Origin of the sequence: Rathayibacter sp. VKM Ac-2856 (assembly GCF_013205055.1) — a bacterium.
In the GTDB taxonomy this organism is placed as follows: Bacteria; Actinomycetota; Actinomycetes; order Actinomycetales; family Microbacteriaceae; genus Rathayibacter.
Map to the genome: position 1 here is coordinate 329,120 of NZ_JABMLF010000005.1, position 17,076 is coordinate 346,195.

Here is a 17,076-nt window from a genome sequence, read left to right on the forward strand (position 1 = left end):
TGACCGCCCCGCTGACAGCGTGGGTCTCGATACGCCCCTGCGGGGCTACTCGACCAGCATGCTCGCGCGCGCCCCCATCGACGGCGGGGCTCGCAGTCATGCTGATCGAGTAGCCCGCACAGCGGGCGTATCGAGATCCACGCTGTCGGAGCCCGAGTCTGCAGAACCGCACCACTGACAGCGTCGGTCTCGATACGCCCCTGCGGGGCTACTCGACCAGCATGCGAGCGCGCGCGTCGACCACGCCGCCCTACTGATCTCTGCGGCGTCGCGAGGGTCTCACCCCGAAGGGGTGGACGCGGTGCCTCGTCGCGGCTCCTGGCTCGGGCCTGGCGGGCGCGCCGCAGGCGCGCGGGAAGGAGCCGCGACGAGGCACCGCGTCCACCCATACGTCGGCCGCAGAAGGCCGGCGCACCCGTCAGCGCTCGAAGAACCATCCCGTCGGCCGCTGCGGCCCCGACGACGAGCCGCCACCGCTCGCACGCCGGCCGAACACCAGGTACGCGATGCTCCCCGCGAACGGCAGGATCACGATCAGCGCCACCCAGCCGACCTTCGCCACCCTCGAGAGCCGCCCGTTCGCGAGCACGCCGCGGATCGCCAGGATCAGCAGGACGATGTTGAGGACCACGAGCAGGGACTGCGTGTTCACACTCCTGCCTCTCTGCCCGGACGGACGCTGCGAAGGGAGTCGCCCGCGGATCGCGCCGGGAGACCTGGGCATCATGTCACGGCGCCGTAGGATGGAGGGCTCATGTCAGACGTCCTCAGCATCCGGTATCCGCCCGAACTCCCCGTCTCGGCGCGCAGGGACGACATCGCCGCTGCCATCCGCGACAACCAGGTCGTCATCGTCGCCGGCGCCACCGGCTCGGGCAAGACGACGCAGCTGCCCAAGATCTGCCTCGAGCTCGGCCGCGAGAGCATCGCGCACACGCAGCCCCGGCGCATCGCCGCGCGCACCATCGCCGAGCGCATCGCGGAGGAGCTCGACGACGAGGTCGGCGGGATCGTCGGCTACCAGGTGCGCTTCACCGACAAGGCGAGCGCGTCGACGCGGATCAAGCTGATGACCGACGGCATCCTGCTGAACGAGATGAACCACGACCGGATGCTCAGCCGGTACGACACGATCATCATCGACGAGGCGCACGAGCGCAGCCTCAACATCGACTTCCTGCTCGGCTACCTGCACCGACTGCTCCCCCGCCGGCCGGACCTCAAGGTGATCATCACCTCCGCGACCATCGACCCGCAGAGCTTCGCCGAGCACTTCCGGGACGCCTCGGGCGAGCCCGCGCCGATCATCGAGGTGTCCGGCCGCACCTACCCCGTCGAGATCCGCTACCGCCCGCTCGTCGCCGAGGAGCCGGAGGAGGAGGACGACACCGACGTCCCCGACGCCACCGGCGGCAGCCGCGACCTGATGACCGGCATCGCCGACGCGCTCGCCGAGCTGGCCCGCGAGGATCCGGGCGACGTCCTCGTCTTCCTCTCCGGCGAGAACGAGATCCGCGACGCCGAGGACGCCATCCGCGGGCGGAACCTGCCCGGCACCGAGGTCCTCCCCCTCTACGGCCGGCTGTCGGCCGCCGACCAGCACCGCGTCTTCGAGCGCGGCCGCACCCCCGGCGTCCGGCGCCGCGTGGTCCTCGCGACCAACGTCGCCGAGACCAGCCTCACCGTCCCCGGCATCCGCTACGTCATCGACGGCGGCACCGCCCGCATCTCGCGCTACAGCGCCCGCTCGAAGGTGCAGCGCCTCCCGATCGAGGCGATCTCGCAGGCGTCGGCGAACCAGCGCTCCGGCCGCTCGGGACGCACCAGCGCCGGCATCGCGATCCGCCTCTACTCCGAGGAGGACTTCGAGCGCCGCCCCGAGTTCACCGATCCCGAGATCCTGCGCACCGGCCTCGCCGCCGTCATCCTGCAGATGATCTCGCTCGGCCTCGGCGACATCGCCGGCTTCCCCTTCCTCACCCCGCCCGACTCCCGCGGCATCAAGGACGGCCTCGACCTCCTCACCGAGCTCGGCGCCCTCCGCACCCCCGCCACCCCCGCCGACTCCCCTCCGCGAGATGCCACTTACGAGGGCGACACGCCGAGGAAAGCGAGCACAAGTGGCATCTCGCGGGGAGCGGGAGCGGGAGCGACGCCGCAGCTGACCAGGATCGGTCGGGATCTCGCTCGGCTGCCGATCGACCCGCGGTTCGGGCGGATGGTGATCGAGTCGCGCAAGCACGGTGTCAGCCGCGAGGTGATGGCGATCGTCGCCGGGCTGACGATCCAGGACGTCCGGGAGCGCCCGCTCGAGCGCCGCGCGCAGGCCGACCAGCAGCACGCCCGCTTCATCGACCCCACCAGCGACTTCCTCACCCTCCTCAACCTCTGGAACCACGTCGAGGAGAAGCAGGCCGAGCTCTCCTCCAGCGCCTTCCGCCGGCTCTGCAAGGCCGAGTACCTCAACTACCTCCGCGTGCGCGAGTGGCAGGACGTCTTCCGCCAGCTCCGCCAGCTCGCCAAGCCGCTGAAGCTCGAGCTCGGCGAGCCGAAGGTCGACCCCGACGGGATCCACCGCAGCCTGCTCGCCGGTCTGCTCTCGCACCTGGGCATCAAGGACACCACCTCGCAGCAGGCGCAGCGCGCGGCGAAGAACCGCGAGCGCCAGAGCGTCCAGTACGTCGGCGCCCGCAACGCGAAGTTCTCGATCTTCCCCGGCAGCGCGCTGGCGAAGAAGCAGCCCGACGCCCTGATGAGCGCCGAGCTGGTCGAGACCAGCAAGCTGTTCGCCCGCTCGAACGCCGCCATCGACCCCGCGTGGGCCGAGGCGATCGCCGGCGACCTGGTCAAGCGGCAGTTCAGCGAGCCGCACTGGGAGAAGGCGCAGGGCGCGGCCGTCGCCTACGAGAAGGTGACGCTCTACGGCGTGCCGATCATCGCCCGGCGCCGGGTGCAGTTCTCCCGGATCGACGCCGGCTACGCCCGCGAGCTGTTCATCCGCCACGCCCTCGTCGAGGGCGAGTGGGACGCGCGGCACGCCTTCGACCGCAGGAACCGGGCCCTGCGCGCCGAGCTCGAGCGCCTCGAGGAGCGCACCCGCCGCCGCGACCTGCTCGTCGACGACGAGGCCGTCTTCGACTTCTACGACCGCCGCGTCCCGCGCGACATCACCTCGGTCCGCTCCTTCGACTCCTGGTGGCGCACTGCGCAGCACGACGAGCCCGACCTGCTGACGATGACGCAGGAGACCCTCCTGCCCGAGGACGCGGAGCAGATCGACGAGACCGCGTTCCCGACGCAGTGGCGCCAGGCCGACCAGCGCTTCCGGCTCTCCTACCGGTTCGAGCCGGGCACCGAGGAGGACGGCGTCACCGTGCACGTCCCGCTGGCGCTGCTGCCGCGCGTCACCCCGCTCGGCTTCGACTGGCTCGTGCCCGGGCTGCGCGCCGAGCTCGTCACCGCGATGATCAAGGCGCTGCCCAAGCACCTGCGCCGGAACGTCGTCCCCGCGAACGACTGGGCCCGCAAGCTCACCGCCGCGCTCCCCCAGGACGTGCCGAATCCGCCGACGGAGACGTTCGCCGCGACCCTCGCCGGCGCGATCCGCCGCGAGGCCGGCGTCGTGATCGACGCCTCCGACTTCGACCTCGAGCGCATCCCCGCGCACCTCCGGGTCACCTTCGCCGTCGCCGACGAGCGCGGCCGCACCATCGCCGCGGGCAAGGAGCTGGCCCCGCTGGCCGAGCGCCTGCGCGGCCGGGTCCGCGACGAGGTCGCCCGGGTCGTCGAGGCGCGCGTGCCGGACGCCCTCGAGCGGCGCGGCATCAGGACCTGGGACATGGCGGAGCTGCCCCGCGTCACCGACACCCGGCAGGGCGGCAACACCATCCGCGCCTACCCGGCACTGATCGACGACGGCGACTCCGTCTCGATCCGCCTGCTCGCGACCGCCGAGGACCAGGCCCGCGAGCACCCGCGCGGCGTCCGCCGGCTGCTGCTGCTCGCGACGCCCAGCCCTGTCGCCTACGTGCAGCAGTACCTGACCGCGAACGAGAAGCTCGTCCTGGCGCAGAGCCCGTACCAGAACACGACGGCGCTGTTCGGCGACTGCCTGCTCGCCTGCGTCGACGCGGTGCTCTGGCGGATGAAGCCGGACGGGATGCTCTTCCTCCGCGCCGAGTTCGACGCGGTGCGCGACCGGGTCTCGGCCAACGTGATGGACTCGATGTTCGAGACGGTGAAGACCGTGACGACGATCCTGACCACGGCGCGCGGTGTCGAGAAGGCGCTCAAGGCGTCGACCAGCATGGCGCTGCTGCCCGCGCTGACCGACGCCCGTGAGCAGCTGACCGGGCTCGTGCACCCCGGCTTCGTCTCGGCCACCGGGCTCGAGCGGCTCCGGCACCTGCCGCGCTACCTCGCCGGCATCACCGAGCGCTTCGGCAAGATCGGCGAGAACGTCGGCCGCGACCGCGTCTGGCTGAACGAGGTGCAGGCCGCGCAGGAGCTCTACCGCTCGGCCGGCGGCACGATCCCGCTGCCGCCGCACGCACCCGAGCGCCTCGTGCGTGCCCGCTGGCTGATCGAGGAGCTGCGGATCAGCTTCTTCGCGCAGGGCCTGGGCACCGTCGAGAGCGTCTCGCTGCAGCGGATCCGGAAGGTGCTCGCGGGCTGACGGCCCCGGCCGCGAGCCGCTTCGGCGGCCGTCGCCACCCGGCCTCCGCGGGCCGCTAGTGTCGTCCGGTGGGCAGCTACACCGAACTCCTGAGAACCCCCGGCGTGGGTCGCATCATCGCGGCCCAGCTCACCGCGCGCTTCCCGTTCGGGATGCTCTCGCTCGCGTTCCTGCTGCACGTGGAGCGCGTGCACGACTCCTACGCCGCGGCCGGCCTCGTGCTCGGCTCGATGTCGATCGGCCAGGCGATCGCCGGACCGCTGACCAGCCGCCTGATGGGCCGGCTCGGGATGCGGCGCGTGCTCACCGCCACCCTGATCGTCTGCGCGGCCGCGATCATCGCCATGGCGCTGCTGCCGCTGGAGATCTGGCAGTTCGTCGTCATCGGCTTCGTCTCGGGCCTCAGCATGCCGCCCGTGCAGCCGGCCGTCCGCACGATCTACCCGAAGATGGTGCCGAGCTCGCAGCTGACCCCGCTCTTCTCGCTCGACGCCTCGGCGCAGGAGATCATCTGGGTGCTCGGCCCGGTGCTGACGACGTTCGTCTCGATCCAGATCTCGACCGTCGCGGGCATCCTCACCGCCGCCGTCTTCCTCATCGGCGGCGGCATCTGGTTCATCGCCTCGCCCGAGGTCGGCCGCGTCCGCATCCCGCGCTCGCGCCGCAGGCTCGGCGTCGTGCTGACCAAGCCGCCGGTGCTGCTCGCGACGGTGGTCGGCTTCCTGCTGGTGGGCGCGTGCGCCGCCGTCGAGGCCGGTGTCGTGGCGGTCTTCGGCGAGGGCGGAGTGGAGTCGGGCATCGTGCTGGCGATCTTCGCGGCCGGCTCGCTCCTCGGCGGCCTCACCCTCGGCCACATCCCGATCAGCCGCTGGGCCACCGCGCGGCGGATGCTCATCGTCACCGTCGGCATGGGCCTCGCCGCCTTCTCCACCGACTTCTGGTGGCTCTCGATCACCCTCTTCCTGGCCGGCGTGGGCATCGCCCCGGCCCTGGCCGCCCTGTTCACGATCACCGCGTCGAGCGTGAAGTTCTCGGACACGGCGGAGGCCTACGGCTGGGTCGGCACGGGCCAGCTGATCGGCGCCGCGCTCGGCTCGGCCATCGCCGGCGTGCAGATCGACCAGTCGGGCCCGACCGCCGCGATCGTCGTCGCCGCGGTGTTCGCCTTCGTCGGCTTCGTCGTGCCCGCGCTCGGCCGCCGCTTCCACCCCGACCTGCGCGGCCGCGACGCGAGCCCGCTGCCCGACACGGAGCCGGTCGAGCTGCCGACCTGAGTCGCCCCGCTTCTCGGCGCGCGCCGCCCCTACGCGGAGCCGGCGCCCACCCGACTCCGACCCGACTCCGTTGAAGCTCCCAGGCTGTCCCCCTTAGGGTGGGCTCGCCGAGGAGACGGAGGGGCCGCCGATGGGACTGCGCGACGACGCGGAGGATCTCGTCCGCCAGCATCAGCGCGAGGCGGAGGAGGCGCACGTCCTCGACCCCTGGGCCGACCCGGAGACGCCCGAGTGGGCCGGCGAGCTCGCCGCGGCGCTCTGGCAGGGCTCCTTCCGCCCGAGCCCCGTCTACTACCGCGCGGAGGACCCCTCGCACGCCTGGCGCGGGCCGCATCCGATCCGCGTGCACCACCTCGGCTTCGGCTGGCAGATCACCGCGCGGCGTCTGCGCTCCGGCGCGATCGTGCCGAGCACCGTCGTGCTGCTCGAGACCGGCACGCTCTGGCTCGGCCTCGGCCCCGCCCGCCGACCGGGCCGCGGACTCCGCGCCCTCGGCGAGCACGGCCTCGTCGACGGCCTCCAGCCCGGGCACGACGACTACTTCGCCGTCCGCCGCTTCGTGCACTCCAGCCAGGCCGCGCGCGACGACCGCCGCCTCCTCTTCGGCGTCGCCGGCCTCGCCGCCCTGATCGAGGACACCGTCCGCGTCGGCCCCCACGGCGAACTGCACTGGCACCTCTGACCCGGCGCGCCCCCCTTCCCCCTCCGCGAGATGCCACTTGTGACCGCCTTCCACGGCGTGTCGCGCGCACAAGTGGCATCTCGCGGAGGGGGAAGAATGGGGGGATGACTGCTCCCCTGGTTCCCCTGAACGACGGTCGGTCGATCCCGCAGGTCGGGCTCGGCGTCTACAAGATCGGCGACGACGAGGCGGCCCGCACGGTCGCCACGGCGCTCGAGGCCGGCTACCGGCACGTCGACACCGCGACGCTCTACGGCAACGAGCGCGGCGTCGGCGAGGGGATCCGCGCGAGCGGACTGCCGCGCGAGCAGGTCTTCGTCACCACCAAGGTCTGGAACGACGACCACGGCTTCGACGAGACGCTCGAGGCCTTCGACCGCAGCCTCGAGCTGCTCGGCACCGACTACGTCGACCTCTACCTCGTGCACTGGCCGATCCCGTCGCGCGACCGCTACGTCGACACCTACCGCGCCCTCGAGCGGATCCGCCAGGAGGGCCGCGCCCGCTCGATCGGCGTCTCGAACTTCGCTATCGAGCACCTCGAGCGCCTGCTCGACGAGACCGAGGTCGTCCCCGTGATCAACCAGGTCGAGCTGCACCCCCGACTCCCCCAGGACGAGCTGCGCGCCTTCGACGCGGAGCACGGCATCGTCACGCAGGCCTGGTCGCCGCTGGCGCGCGGTCGCCTGCTCCAGGAGCCGGTCCTCGCCGCGATCGCCGCGAAGCACGGCGTCTCGCCGGCGCAGGTGGTGCTGCGCTGGCACGTGCAGCTCGGCGTGGTCGTGATCCCCAAGTCGGTGACGCCGGTGCGGATCCGGGAGAACCTCGACGTGTTCGGCTTCGCGCTCGACGAGGACGATCTGGCAGGAATCCGTGCACTCGCGACCGGCGAGCGCACCGGGCGCGACCCCCGCTTCGACTGACGCGCCCTAGCCTGGCCGGATGACGACGCGATCTCCGGGGACGAGAGCGGCCCTCCTCCTGCACGGCCTCGGCGGCGCCTCCGGCACCTGGTGGCGGCTGGCGGACTCGCTCACCGCCGCGGGCTGGAGCGTCACCGCCCCGGATCTCCGCGGTCACGGCGCCGGCAGCCGCGGCGGCTCGTCGCGGCACGACGACTACGCCGACGACGTGCTCGCCCTCCGCGCCCCGTCCGGCAGCTGGGACCTCGTGGTCGGCCACTCCCTCGGCGGCGCGGTCGCGGTGCGCGAGGCCGCCCGCGACACCGGCTGGGCGTCGCGGCTGGTGCTCCTCGACCCGGTGCTGGAGCTGCCGGCCGGGTCGCGGGCGGAGGTGCGCGCGGGCGAGCTCGCCGCCCTGACCGTCACCGCGGACGAGCTCGCCGCCGCCGAGCCGCAGTGGGACGAGCGCGACCGGGCCGAGAAGCTCCGGGCCGCGCACGCCGCCGACCCGGCCGCCGTCGCCGTGACCTTCGACGACAACGACCCGTGGGACCTGCTCGAGGACGTGCCGCTCCTGTGCGCCCCCGTGCTCGTGCTCGCCGGCGACCCGCAGGTCTTCACGTTCTTCCCGCCGTCCCTCGCCGCCCGGGTGCTCCGCGCGAACCCGCGGGTGCGCTACGCCGTCGTCGCGGGAGCCGGCCACGGACCGCAGCGCGACCGCCCGGCCGAGACCCTCGCGATGCTCCGCGAGTGGGCGGAGAGCGACGCGACCGCCTGAGGTCGCCCCCTGGCCGCGGAGCGCGGTTCGTGTTTCCGCGGCGTGAAATGTGCCACGAAGGGGTGTGGCGGGCCCCCAGCTGTGAATACGCTCGCAGAGGGCACCGCCGCTTCTCAGCAGTTCGAGCGACGGAGGCCGTCGGTCCGACGGTCGCTGCCCTCGACGAAAGGGACCACCTGTGGCCACAACCACTGAAGACACCTCCGGCGCACGACGTCGGCGTCCACTCCTCGGCTCGGCCGCGATGATCGGCGCGGGCGCGCTGGTCGCCGGCTTCGCCTTCGCTCCCGCGGCGAGCGCCGCCGAGCCCGCCGACTTCGCCGACGCGGTGACGGTCGACGGCATCATGACCCACCTCGAGGCCTTCCAGGCGATCGCGGACGCCAACGACGGCAACCGCGCGATCGGCACCGAGGGCTACGAGCAGAGCGGCCAGTACGTCGAGGCCGTCCTGAAGGCCGCCGGCTACACCACCGAGCGCCAGGACTTCACCACCACCACCCAGACGATCGACGAGTTCTCGCTGACCACGACCCCCGCGGTCGAGGGCATCCCGATGTCGTTCACCCCCTCCACCCCCGAGGGCGGCGTCACCGGCGAGCTGATCCAGCCGGTCGACCCGCTCGGCTGCGACGCGGACGCGTGGGCCGGGCTCGACGCGACGGGCAAGGTCGCCCTGGTCAGCCGCGGCACCTGCAGCTTCTCGGAGAAGTCGGCCGCCGCCGGCGCCGCCGGAGCCTCCGCCGTCATCATCTACAACAACGCCCCGGGCGAGCCCCTCAACGGCACCCTCGGCGGACCCGACGACAGCTACATCCCGTCCGTCGGCGTCACCCTCGAGGAGGGCCAGGCGCTCATCTCGGCGCTGCCCAGCACGGCGACGCTGGTCATCGAGCAGACGACCACCGACACCGACACCTTCAACATCATCACCGAGACCGAGGGCGGCGACCACGAGAACGTGGTCATGCTCGGCGCGCACCTCGACGGCGTGCCCGAGGGCCCCGGCATCAACGACAACGGCTCGGGATCGGCGACGCTCCTCGAGACCGCCGTGCAGCTCGCGGAGGAGGGCGACACGACCAACGCCGTGCGCTTCGCCTGGTGGGGCGCCGAGGAGGTCGGGCTCGTGGGCTCGTACACCTACGTCGACTCGCTCTCGGAGGAGGAGGCCGGCGACATCGCGACCTACCTGAACTTCGACATGGTCGCCTCGCCGAACTACGTCGTCTCGGTCTACGACGCGAACGAGTCCACCTACGAGGCCCCGGTCGAGGTGCCCGCGGGCTCCATCGCCACCGAGAAGGCGTTCACGGACTACTTCGACTCGATCGGCCAGCCCTGGATCGACACCGCGTTCGACGGCCGCAGCGACTACGACGGCTTCATCTCCGCCGGCATCCCGGCCTCGGGTCTGTTCACCGGTGCGGACGACATCAAGACCGAGGAGGAGTTCGCGCTCTTCGGCGGCACCGTCGGCATCCCGCACGACCCGAACTACCACTCGGCCGGCGACGACCTGGCGAACATCAACCAGGAGGCGCTCGGCATCACCTCGAAGGCGATCGCCTTCGTGACCGCCTCGTTCGCCGAGGACACCTCCGCGATCGACGCCGAGAAGGACCCGACCACCCCGGAGCCCGAGCCCACCACCCCGCCGTTCGTGCTCCCCACCAAGGAGCAGGTCCTCGGGCTGATCGCCGCCGGCCTCTCGCCGCGCGAGATCGCGGCCGAGCTCGGCATCACCGAGGCGATCGCGCGTCCCTACGTGAAGCAGATCATCGACCGCTACGGCATCACCGACCGGGCCGACGCCGAGCGCCTGATCCGCGAGTACCTCGCCGACCGCGGCGTGCTCATCGGCGGCTGACCGCCGCACCACCCGCACCACCCGAGGCGTCCCGCTCCGGTCGACGCGTCCCGCTCCTGCAGGACGCCTCGACGGGGGCGGGACGCCTCACTGCGTCCGCCCGCCGAGTACATGCTGGTCGCGCCGCGCGAGACGTGCCGACGGATGCATGCTGGTCGAGTAGCCGCCCCCGGCGGCGTATCGAGACCCACGTGATCCGGCCTCGGCCCACGAGACGTTCCGACGACGGCGGATCTCGATACGCCCGCAGAGCGGGCTACTCGATCAGCAGGGTCCGCGGCGAGCGCGCGCGAACGCCTCCTCGACGTCCTCGTCCGGGTCCGCGAGGAGCCGCAGCGTCGCGAGCGCGTGGAAGCGGCGCGGGTCCTCCTCCGACCTCGCCGCGGCCTCGAGGACGGGCGTCGCGGCCTCGCCGAGCAGAAGCAGCGCCCGGGTGAGGGCGCGCTGATCCGGCCGGTCGCGCTCGCCGAGGTGCTCCGCGAGCTGCCGGGCGAGCGCCGGCCGCTCCTGCTCGGGCGCGAGCCGTGCGGCGGTGCGCCAGGCCGCATGTGCGACCGCGGGGTGCTCGTCGTGCAGCAGCGCGGGCGTGATCGCCGGCCACGCCCGCGGGTCGCCGATCTTCGACAGCGTGTGCAGCGCCTGGCTGCGCGCCTGCGGGGTCTCGGACTCGAGCTCGGGCAGGAGCAGGTCGACGGTGACGCCCGGGTCGTGCCGGACGAGCGCCCAGGTGAGCATCTCGCGCACTCCGAAGTCGGGCTCGACTGCGCACCGCGCCACCAGCACCGGGGCGTACTCGTCGGCCGGCCGGGTGCCCGCCGTCATCGCGGCCTGCAGCCTCGAGGACGCGTCGGGGGCGGTCAGCGCCGCACGGAGCCTGTCCGCGGGCCGATTCTCATCACTCATCCTCCCCATTCGACACCCCCCGCCCGAAAGGACGTCGAGTGCCCGCCCACCCGCGCGCCTCGCGAGATGCCACTTGTGACCGCATTCTGCGGCGTGTCGCGTGCACAAGTGGCATCTCGCGGGCGGGGAAGGGCTTCCCGCCGCGGCGGCGCACGGTGTTCACTGGGGCCATGCGAGCCATCTGGAAGGGCGCGATCACCTTCGGCCTGGTCAACGTGCCGGTGAAGATCTACAGCGCGACCGAGGACCACGACGTCCCCCTGCACCAGGTGCACGACAAGGACGGCGGGCGGATCCGCTACCAGCGCAAGTGCGAGATCTGCGGCGAGGTCGTCACCTTCGACCACATCGACAAGGCCTACGACGACGGCGAGCGCACCGTCGTGCTGACCAAGGACGAGCTGAAGGCCCTGCCGGAGGAGCGCGACCGCGAGATCGACGTCGTCCAGTTCGTGCCGAGCGAGCAGGTCGACCCGATCATGTTCGACCGCGCCTACATCCTCGAGCCGGACTCCTCCTCCCCCAAGGCCTACGTGCTGCTGCGCCGCACCCTCGAGGAGACCGACCGCACCGCCATCGTCGAGTTCGCGCTGCGGCAGAAGACCCGTCTCGCCGCACTGCGGGTCCGCGGCAAGCTGCTGATGCTGCAGACCCTGCTCTGGGCCGACGAGGTCCGCGAGGTCGAGTTCCCCTCGCTCGAGGGCACCACCCGCATCGCCGCCCGCGAGCTGGAGATGTCCTCGCACCTGGTCGACTCCTACTCCGAGGACTTCGACGCGTCGAAGTTCCAGGACTCCTACCAGGCCGAGCTGCGCACCCTCATCGACGCGAAGATCGAGCAGGGCGACGCCCTCGACACCTCCGCCACCTTCGGCGAGAAGCCCGAGGAGGAGGGCGGCGGCGAGGTGCTCGACCTGATGGAGGCGCTGAAGCGCTCCGTCGAGCGCAGCCGCGGAGCGAAGGCGGGGGCGGCCGAGGCCTCCGAGGAGAAGGCGCCGGCGAAGAAGCGGGCACCGAAGAAGAAGGCGGAGGACGACGTCTCCGCCGGGGAGGACGCGGCGCCGAAGAAGACCGCGGCGAAGAGGGCACCCGCGAAGAAGACCGCGGCAGCGGCCGACGACGACGAGAAGCCCGCTCCGAAGAAGCTCACCCCGAAGAAGAAGCCCGCCGCGAAGAAGGCGGCGCCGAAGAAGGAGCACGCCGCCGCGGACGACGCCGCGTCGGAGAAGGCCGCCTCCTGACCGGAGCCGGCTCGGCCCGGCCCGACCCGTCGGCTCAGGCGAGCTCGTCCACGTCGTCGAGATCGACCGCGACCGAGCTGACCAGCGCGAGCAGCGCCTCCGCGTAGGCGTTCTCGGCGATCTCGTCCTCGAAGTCGCGCTGCTCGCCGGCGAGCTCGACGGTCACCGCGAAGCGCACCGCCCCGCCGTCCGCGACGCGGCGCAGCGAGCGGAACGTCCCGCGCAGCAGCTCGCGCAGCTGGTCCTCGCGCGGCAGCCACAGCGAGTCGTCGAGCGCCACCGAGTCGAGCGCCCACTCGGTCGTGCCGTTGAAGCCGAGCACCGTGCCGGTCTCGTACTCGTGCGCCTCGATCGTCATGTCGCTCACGGTGAAGACGTCGCCGTCGAACCCCTCGCGCTCGATGCGGAAGCGGTCGCCGGTGACCGGTGCCCAGCGCAGCCCCGCGGTGCGCAGCGCCCGTGCCAGTTCGAAGGAGATCATCCCCCGATCATGGCGCGCGTTCCCGGATGCGGGGTGCGAGCGGAGCGGATCCGCGCCGGATCGCGCCGACCGCCCGTTCCGCGTCCACTCGCGAGCGGCCGGCGCTTCGACCGGACGCGGAGCGGGCCCTGCGGGTCGGCCGGGCCCCGCTTCGAGTCCACTCGCCGAACGGACGCGCGCCGAGCGGACGCGGAACGGGGTCGAAGCGCCGGCGCAGCCCCGTTCCGCGTCCGTTCGCGGCCCCCGAGCGAGTACGCCGCGGCGAACCGCCCGCCGATGTCGGTGGGTGAGTTTACGTTCGTGAAACGTCCGGTTCACAGGCCGGGCACCCGCGGTGCATAGCGTGGCTCACTGTGCCCCTTTCAGGGGCGAGGGTCGCCGTCGCCGTGCGGTGACGCACCACCGCTCCCCGGGGCGGCGATCGAGAGGACCACCATGACCGACTCCCCCGACCTCCGCGCGCACAGGCCCCGCGCCGGCGCCCCCCGGAGAGGCCTCGCGCTCGCGGCCCTCGCCGGTCTCGCCCTCGTCGCCTCGCCGCTCGTCGCCGCTCCCGCCACCGCCGCGCCGAGCGGGGACGAGCTCGTCATCAGCGAGGTCTTCGCCCGCGGCGGCTCCGCCGGTGCCGTCTACGCCAACCGCTTCGTCGAGCTCTACAACCCCACCGGCGCCGACATCGCGCTCGCCGGCCTCTCGCTGCAGTACCGCTCGGCCACCGGCACGGCGAACCCGACGACGACCGTCGCGCTCACCGGCACCGTCCCCGCCGACGGCCACTTCCTGATCGCCGGTGCGAGCAACGGCACCAACGGCGCGCCGCTCCCCGCCGCCGACCAGACCGCCAACGGCCTCAACATCGCGGCCGCCGGCGGCACGCTCTTCCTCGTCGAGGGCACCGCGACCCTCGTCGCCCCGCCCACCGGCGCGGCGGACCAGCCCGACGCGGTCCTCGATCTCCTCGGCTACGGCACCTCGAACACCTTCGAGTCGGCGGCCGCGACCGCCCCGACGCTGACCGAGTCGATCGCCCGCGCCGACACCGCGACCGGCGACACCGACTCCAACGCCGCCGACTTCACCGTCGGCGCGACGACCCCCGAGTCCGCCGGCGGCGGCACCGCTCCCGAGCCGACGCCCACCCCCGGGCCCACCGGTTCGCCGACCCCCACGGCTCCGCCGACCACGCCCCCGACGACCCCGCCGACCAGCGCGCCGACCGTCTCGATCGCCGAGATCCAGGGCACCGGAGCCGCGTCCCCGCTCGTCGGGCAGACCGTCACCACCACCGGCGTCGTCACCGCGCGCTACCCCTCCGGCGGCTACAACGGCTACGTGATCCAGACCGCCGGCACCGGCGGGCAGACCACCGGCCGCACCGCCTCCGACGCCGTCTTCGTCTACTCCTCCGCCTCGGTCGGCTCCGTCGCCCTCGGCGACAGCCTGCGCATCACCGGCGCGGTCAGCGAGTTCAACGGCCTCACCGAGCTCACCCCGACCTCGGCCGCGACTGTCGAGAAGCTCACCACCCCGGCCGTCGCGCCGGTGCCCGCCGCCGTGGGCCTGCCCCGCAGCGACGCGGAGCGGGAGGTGCTCGAGAGCATGCTGATCGCCCCGCAGGGCGCGTTCACCGTGACCGACACCTTCGACCTCAACAGCTTCGGCTCCGTCGGCCTCGCCGCCGGCGACTCCCCGCTGCTGACCCCCACCGAGGTCGCGCGCCCCGGCTCCGCCGAGCTGGCCGCGGTCGTCGCCGACAACGCCGCCCGCGCGATCGTGCTCGACGACGGCGCCTCGATCAACTTCCTCGGCTCGGCCGCCAACAAGGCGATCCCGCTGCCCTACCTCACGCCCACCGAGCCGATCCGCGTGGGAGCGCCGGCCGCGTTCCGGACGCCCGTCGTCCTCGACTACCGCAACGGCGGCTGGTCCTTCCAGCCGACGACGCAGCTGACCGTCGAGAACGCCGCGACCGTGCAGCCCGCCACCTTCGCGAACACCCGCCCCGCGGCCCCCGAGGCCGTCGGCGGCGACCTGTCGATCGCGTCCTTCAACGTGCTCAACTACTTCTCCACCACCGGCGACTCGATCACCGGCTGCACCTTCTACACCGACCGCGACGGCGACCCCGTCACGGTGAACAGCGGCTGCGACGCCCGCGGCGCCGCGAACGCCGACGACCTCGAGCGCCAGCAGGCCAAGATCGTGAACGCGATCAACGGCCTCGGCGCCGGTGTCGTCTCGCTCGAGGAGATCGAGAACTCGGCCAAGTTCGGCAAGCCCCGCGACGAGGCCCTCGCCACCCTGACCGCCGCGCTCAACACCGCGGCCGGCTCCGAGCTGTGGGCGTACGTGCCCTCGCCCGCCGCCGTGCCCGCCCTGGCGGACGAGGACGTCATCCGCACCGCGTTCATCTACAAGAAGGCGGCCATCGAGCCGGTCGGCGAGTCCGTCATCCTGAACGACGGCGTCGCCTTCTCGAACGCCCGCAAGCCCCTCGCGCAGGAGTTCCGCCTGATCGGCGACAGCGCGAGCGAGTTCGTCGCGATCGTGAACCACTTCAAGTCCAAGGGCTCGGGCTCCGGCGCCGACGCCGACCAGGGCGACGGCCAGGGCGCCTCGAACGCCTCCCGTGTCGCCCAGGCCACCGCGCTCGTCGCGTTCGCCGACCGCCTGCAGACCGAGAAGGCGACGAAGCTCGTCTACCTGCTCGGCGACTTCAACGCCTACTCGCAGGAGGACCCGATCCAGGTCCTGCGCGACGCCGGCTACGTCGACCAGGGCGCGAAGGACGGCAAGTACTCCTACTCGTTCGACGGCGCGGTCGGCTCGCTCGACCACGTCTTCGCCTCCCCGGCGGCCGACGCGACCGTCACCGGAGTCGACACCTGGAACATCAACAGCGGGGAGTCGGTGGCCCTGGAGTACAGCCGCTACGACTACAACGCGACGATCTTCTACGACACGTCGGCCTACCGCTCGAGCGACCACGACCCGGTCGTCGTCGGACTCGACCTGCCCGAGACCGCGCCGGCGACCGTGATCGACGTCGCGACCAGCGCGACGACCACGCGCCTCGCCGTCCTCCGCACGCTGACGGTCACGGCCGTCAACAACGGCCCGGAGGCGGTCGCGATCGAGATCTCGACGCCCTACGGCACGCGGACGAAGAGCTCGGTGCAGCCCGGCAAGTCCTTCACGACCACGTACCTCACGGTGCTCCGCCCGATCAAGGCCGGCACCGCGACGATCGAGGTCACCGCGAAGGACGGCACCCAGCGCACGTACGAGCAGGCGTACCGCGCCCGCTGATCGGCGGATCCGCTCGCTGAAGCACCGATGACCGCGGAGGGCGGGTCCGCTGAGGAGCGGGCCCGCCCTCGTCGCGCCAGCCCTGACGTCGTCCGGGCCCGGCTCCTAGAGTTCGGAGCATGCCCGAGGGAGACAGCGTCCACCGTCTCGCCGCCCGTCTCCGGCGGGCGGCGGACGGCCGGGTCGTCGCGGACGGCGAGCTGCGCTCGGGCGACGCCGCCGGAACCTCGCTCGAGGGCCTGCGGATCCTCGAGCACGACACCCACGGCAAGCACCTGCTCACCCGCATCTCCGGCGGGCTGACACTGCACACCCACCTGCGGATGCAGGGCTCCTGGACGGTCACGTCGCCCGGGCGCTCCGTGCCGCGGTCGGTGCAGAAGGACGTCCGCGTCCGCCTCCGGCTCGACGACGGGGTCACCCTCTGGGGCATCGACCTCCCCGTCGTCGAGCTGCTTCCCACCCGCGACGAGGCGCGCGCGATCGGCCACCTCGGCCCCGATCCGCTCCGAGCCGACTGGAGTGCGGAGGAGGCGATCGCGCGCCTCTCCCGCTCGCCGGAGCGGCCCGTGATCGCCGCCCTCCTCGATCAGCGCCTGATCGCCGGCCTCGGCAACCTGTGGGCCAACGAGGTCTGCTTCCTCCGCGGAGCCTTCCCCTGGCAGCCGGTCGGGTCGCTCGACGTGCGGGCCCTCGTCGCCACCGCCGCCCGCGGCCTGCGCGCCTCCGTCACCGTGCCCGGGATGTTCCAGACCACCACGGGCGACACCCGCCGCGGCGAGCGGCACTGGGTCGCGGGTCGCGCCGGCCGGCCGTGCCTGCGCTGCGGCACGACGGTGCTCGTCCGCGCGGAGGTCCGCGACGACCCCGAGCAGCGGCGCACGTGGTGGTGCCCGCACTGCCAGCCCGAGCGGTGACGCGGGCGGCCCTCCTGCGTAGGCTGGGCGCCATGACGAGCGGA

At 72.8% G+C, this 17,076-nt stretch carries 12 protein-coding genes; 9 read left to right on the top strand and 3 right to left on the bottom strand.

Annotated elements, in window-relative coordinates; all coding sequences use genetic code 11:
- Nucleotides 1-418: 418 nt before the first annotated feature.
- Nucleotides 419-652 carry a PLD nuclease N-terminal domain-containing protein gene (locus HQQ82_RS16720; protein ID WP_173235183.1) on the bottom strand — a complete coding sequence of 78 codons (234 nt, stop codon included), beginning with the start codon at nt 650-652 and terminating at the stop codon, nt 419-421.
- Between the two features lie 102 nt (nt 653-754).
- Between HQQ82_RS16720 and hrpA the strand changes: the two genes are divergently transcribed.
- The 6 genes from hrpA to HQQ82_RS16750 all read left to right on the top strand — a co-directional run bounded on the left by hrpA (nt 755) and on the right by HQQ82_RS16750 (nt 10,181).
- Entirely contained in the window at nt 755-4,675 is a 3,921-nt protein-coding gene (gene hrpA, locus HQQ82_RS16725) for an ATP-dependent RNA helicase HrpA (RefSeq protein ID WP_173235184.1), read from the top strand.
- A 68-nt stretch (nt 4,676-4,743) separates the two neighbouring features.
- On the top strand, nt 4,744-5,949 hold the full coding sequence (locus HQQ82_RS16730; protein ID WP_173235185.1) for an MFS transporter: 1,206 nt from the start codon (nt 4,744-4,746) through the stop codon (nt 5,947-5,949).
- 130 nt (nt 5,950-6,079) lie between these two features.
- Nucleotides 6,080-6,631 carry a hypothetical protein gene (locus tag HQQ82_RS16735; RefSeq protein ID WP_173235186.1) on the top strand — a complete coding sequence of 184 codons (552 nt, stop codon included), beginning with the start codon at nt 6,080-6,082 and terminating at the stop codon, nt 6,629-6,631.
- 104 nt (nt 6,632-6,735) lie between these two features.
- Nucleotides 6,736-7,554, top strand: a complete 819-nt coding sequence (locus HQQ82_RS16740; protein WP_173235187.1) for an aldo/keto reductase — start codon at nt 6,736-6,738, stop codon at nt 7,552-7,554.
- A 19-nt stretch (nt 7,555-7,573) separates the two neighbouring features.
- A complete protein-coding gene (locus HQQ82_RS16745; protein WP_173235188.1) occupies nt 7,574-8,311 on the top strand; it encodes an alpha/beta fold hydrolase in 738 nt (245 codons plus the stop codon).
- Nucleotides 8,312-8,489: 178 nt separating this feature from the next.
- Nucleotides 8,490-10,181 carry a M28 family peptidase gene (locus HQQ82_RS16750; RefSeq protein WP_367947986.1) on the top strand — a complete coding sequence of 564 codons (1,692 nt, stop codon included), beginning with the start codon at nt 8,490-8,492 and terminating at the stop codon, nt 10,179-10,181.
- A gap of 264 nt (nt 10,182-10,445) precedes the next feature.
- On the opposite strand, the gene HQQ82_RS16755 is transcribed toward HQQ82_RS16750, so the two are convergent.
- On the bottom strand, nt 10,446-11,084 hold the full coding sequence (locus tag HQQ82_RS16755) for a HEAT repeat domain-containing protein (RefSeq protein ID WP_173235189.1): 639 nt from the start codon (nt 11,082-11,084) through the stop codon (nt 10,446-10,448).
- A 170-nt stretch (nt 11,085-11,254) separates the two neighbouring features.
- Between HQQ82_RS16755 and HQQ82_RS16760 the strand changes: the two genes are divergently transcribed.
- The gene (locus HQQ82_RS16760) at nt 11,255-12,325 is read left to right on the top strand and encodes a Ku protein (RefSeq protein WP_173235190.1); all 1,071 of its coding nucleotides are present in this window, start codon (nt 11,255-11,257) and stop codon (nt 12,323-12,325) included.
- Between the two features lie 34 nt (nt 12,326-12,359).
- Here the strand turns inward: HQQ82_RS16760 and HQQ82_RS16765 are convergent, their stop codons facing one another.
- Nucleotides 12,360-12,806 (bottom strand): hypothetical protein, encoded by a 447-nt coding sequence (locus HQQ82_RS16765; protein WP_173235191.1) that lies wholly within the window; start codon nt 12,804-12,806, stop codon nt 12,360-12,362.
- A 435-nt stretch (nt 12,807-13,241) separates the two neighbouring features.
- On the opposite strand from HQQ82_RS16765, the gene HQQ82_RS16770 reads away from it, so the two are divergent.
- Together HQQ82_RS16770 and HQQ82_RS16775 are read left to right on the top strand one after the other, a co-directional pair.
- Nucleotides 13,242-16,115, top strand: a complete 2,874-nt coding sequence (locus HQQ82_RS16770; protein ID WP_173235192.1) for an ExeM/NucH family extracellular endonuclease — start codon at nt 13,242-13,244, stop codon at nt 16,113-16,115.
- A gap of 119 nt (nt 16,116-16,234) precedes the next feature.
- Nucleotides 16,235-17,032, top strand: coding sequence for an Fpg/Nei family DNA glycosylase (locus HQQ82_RS16775; RefSeq protein ID WP_173235193.1), 798 nt, complete (start codon nt 16,235-16,237; stop codon nt 17,030-17,032).
- The last annotated feature ends 44 nt before the right edge of the window (nt 17,033-17,076 follow it).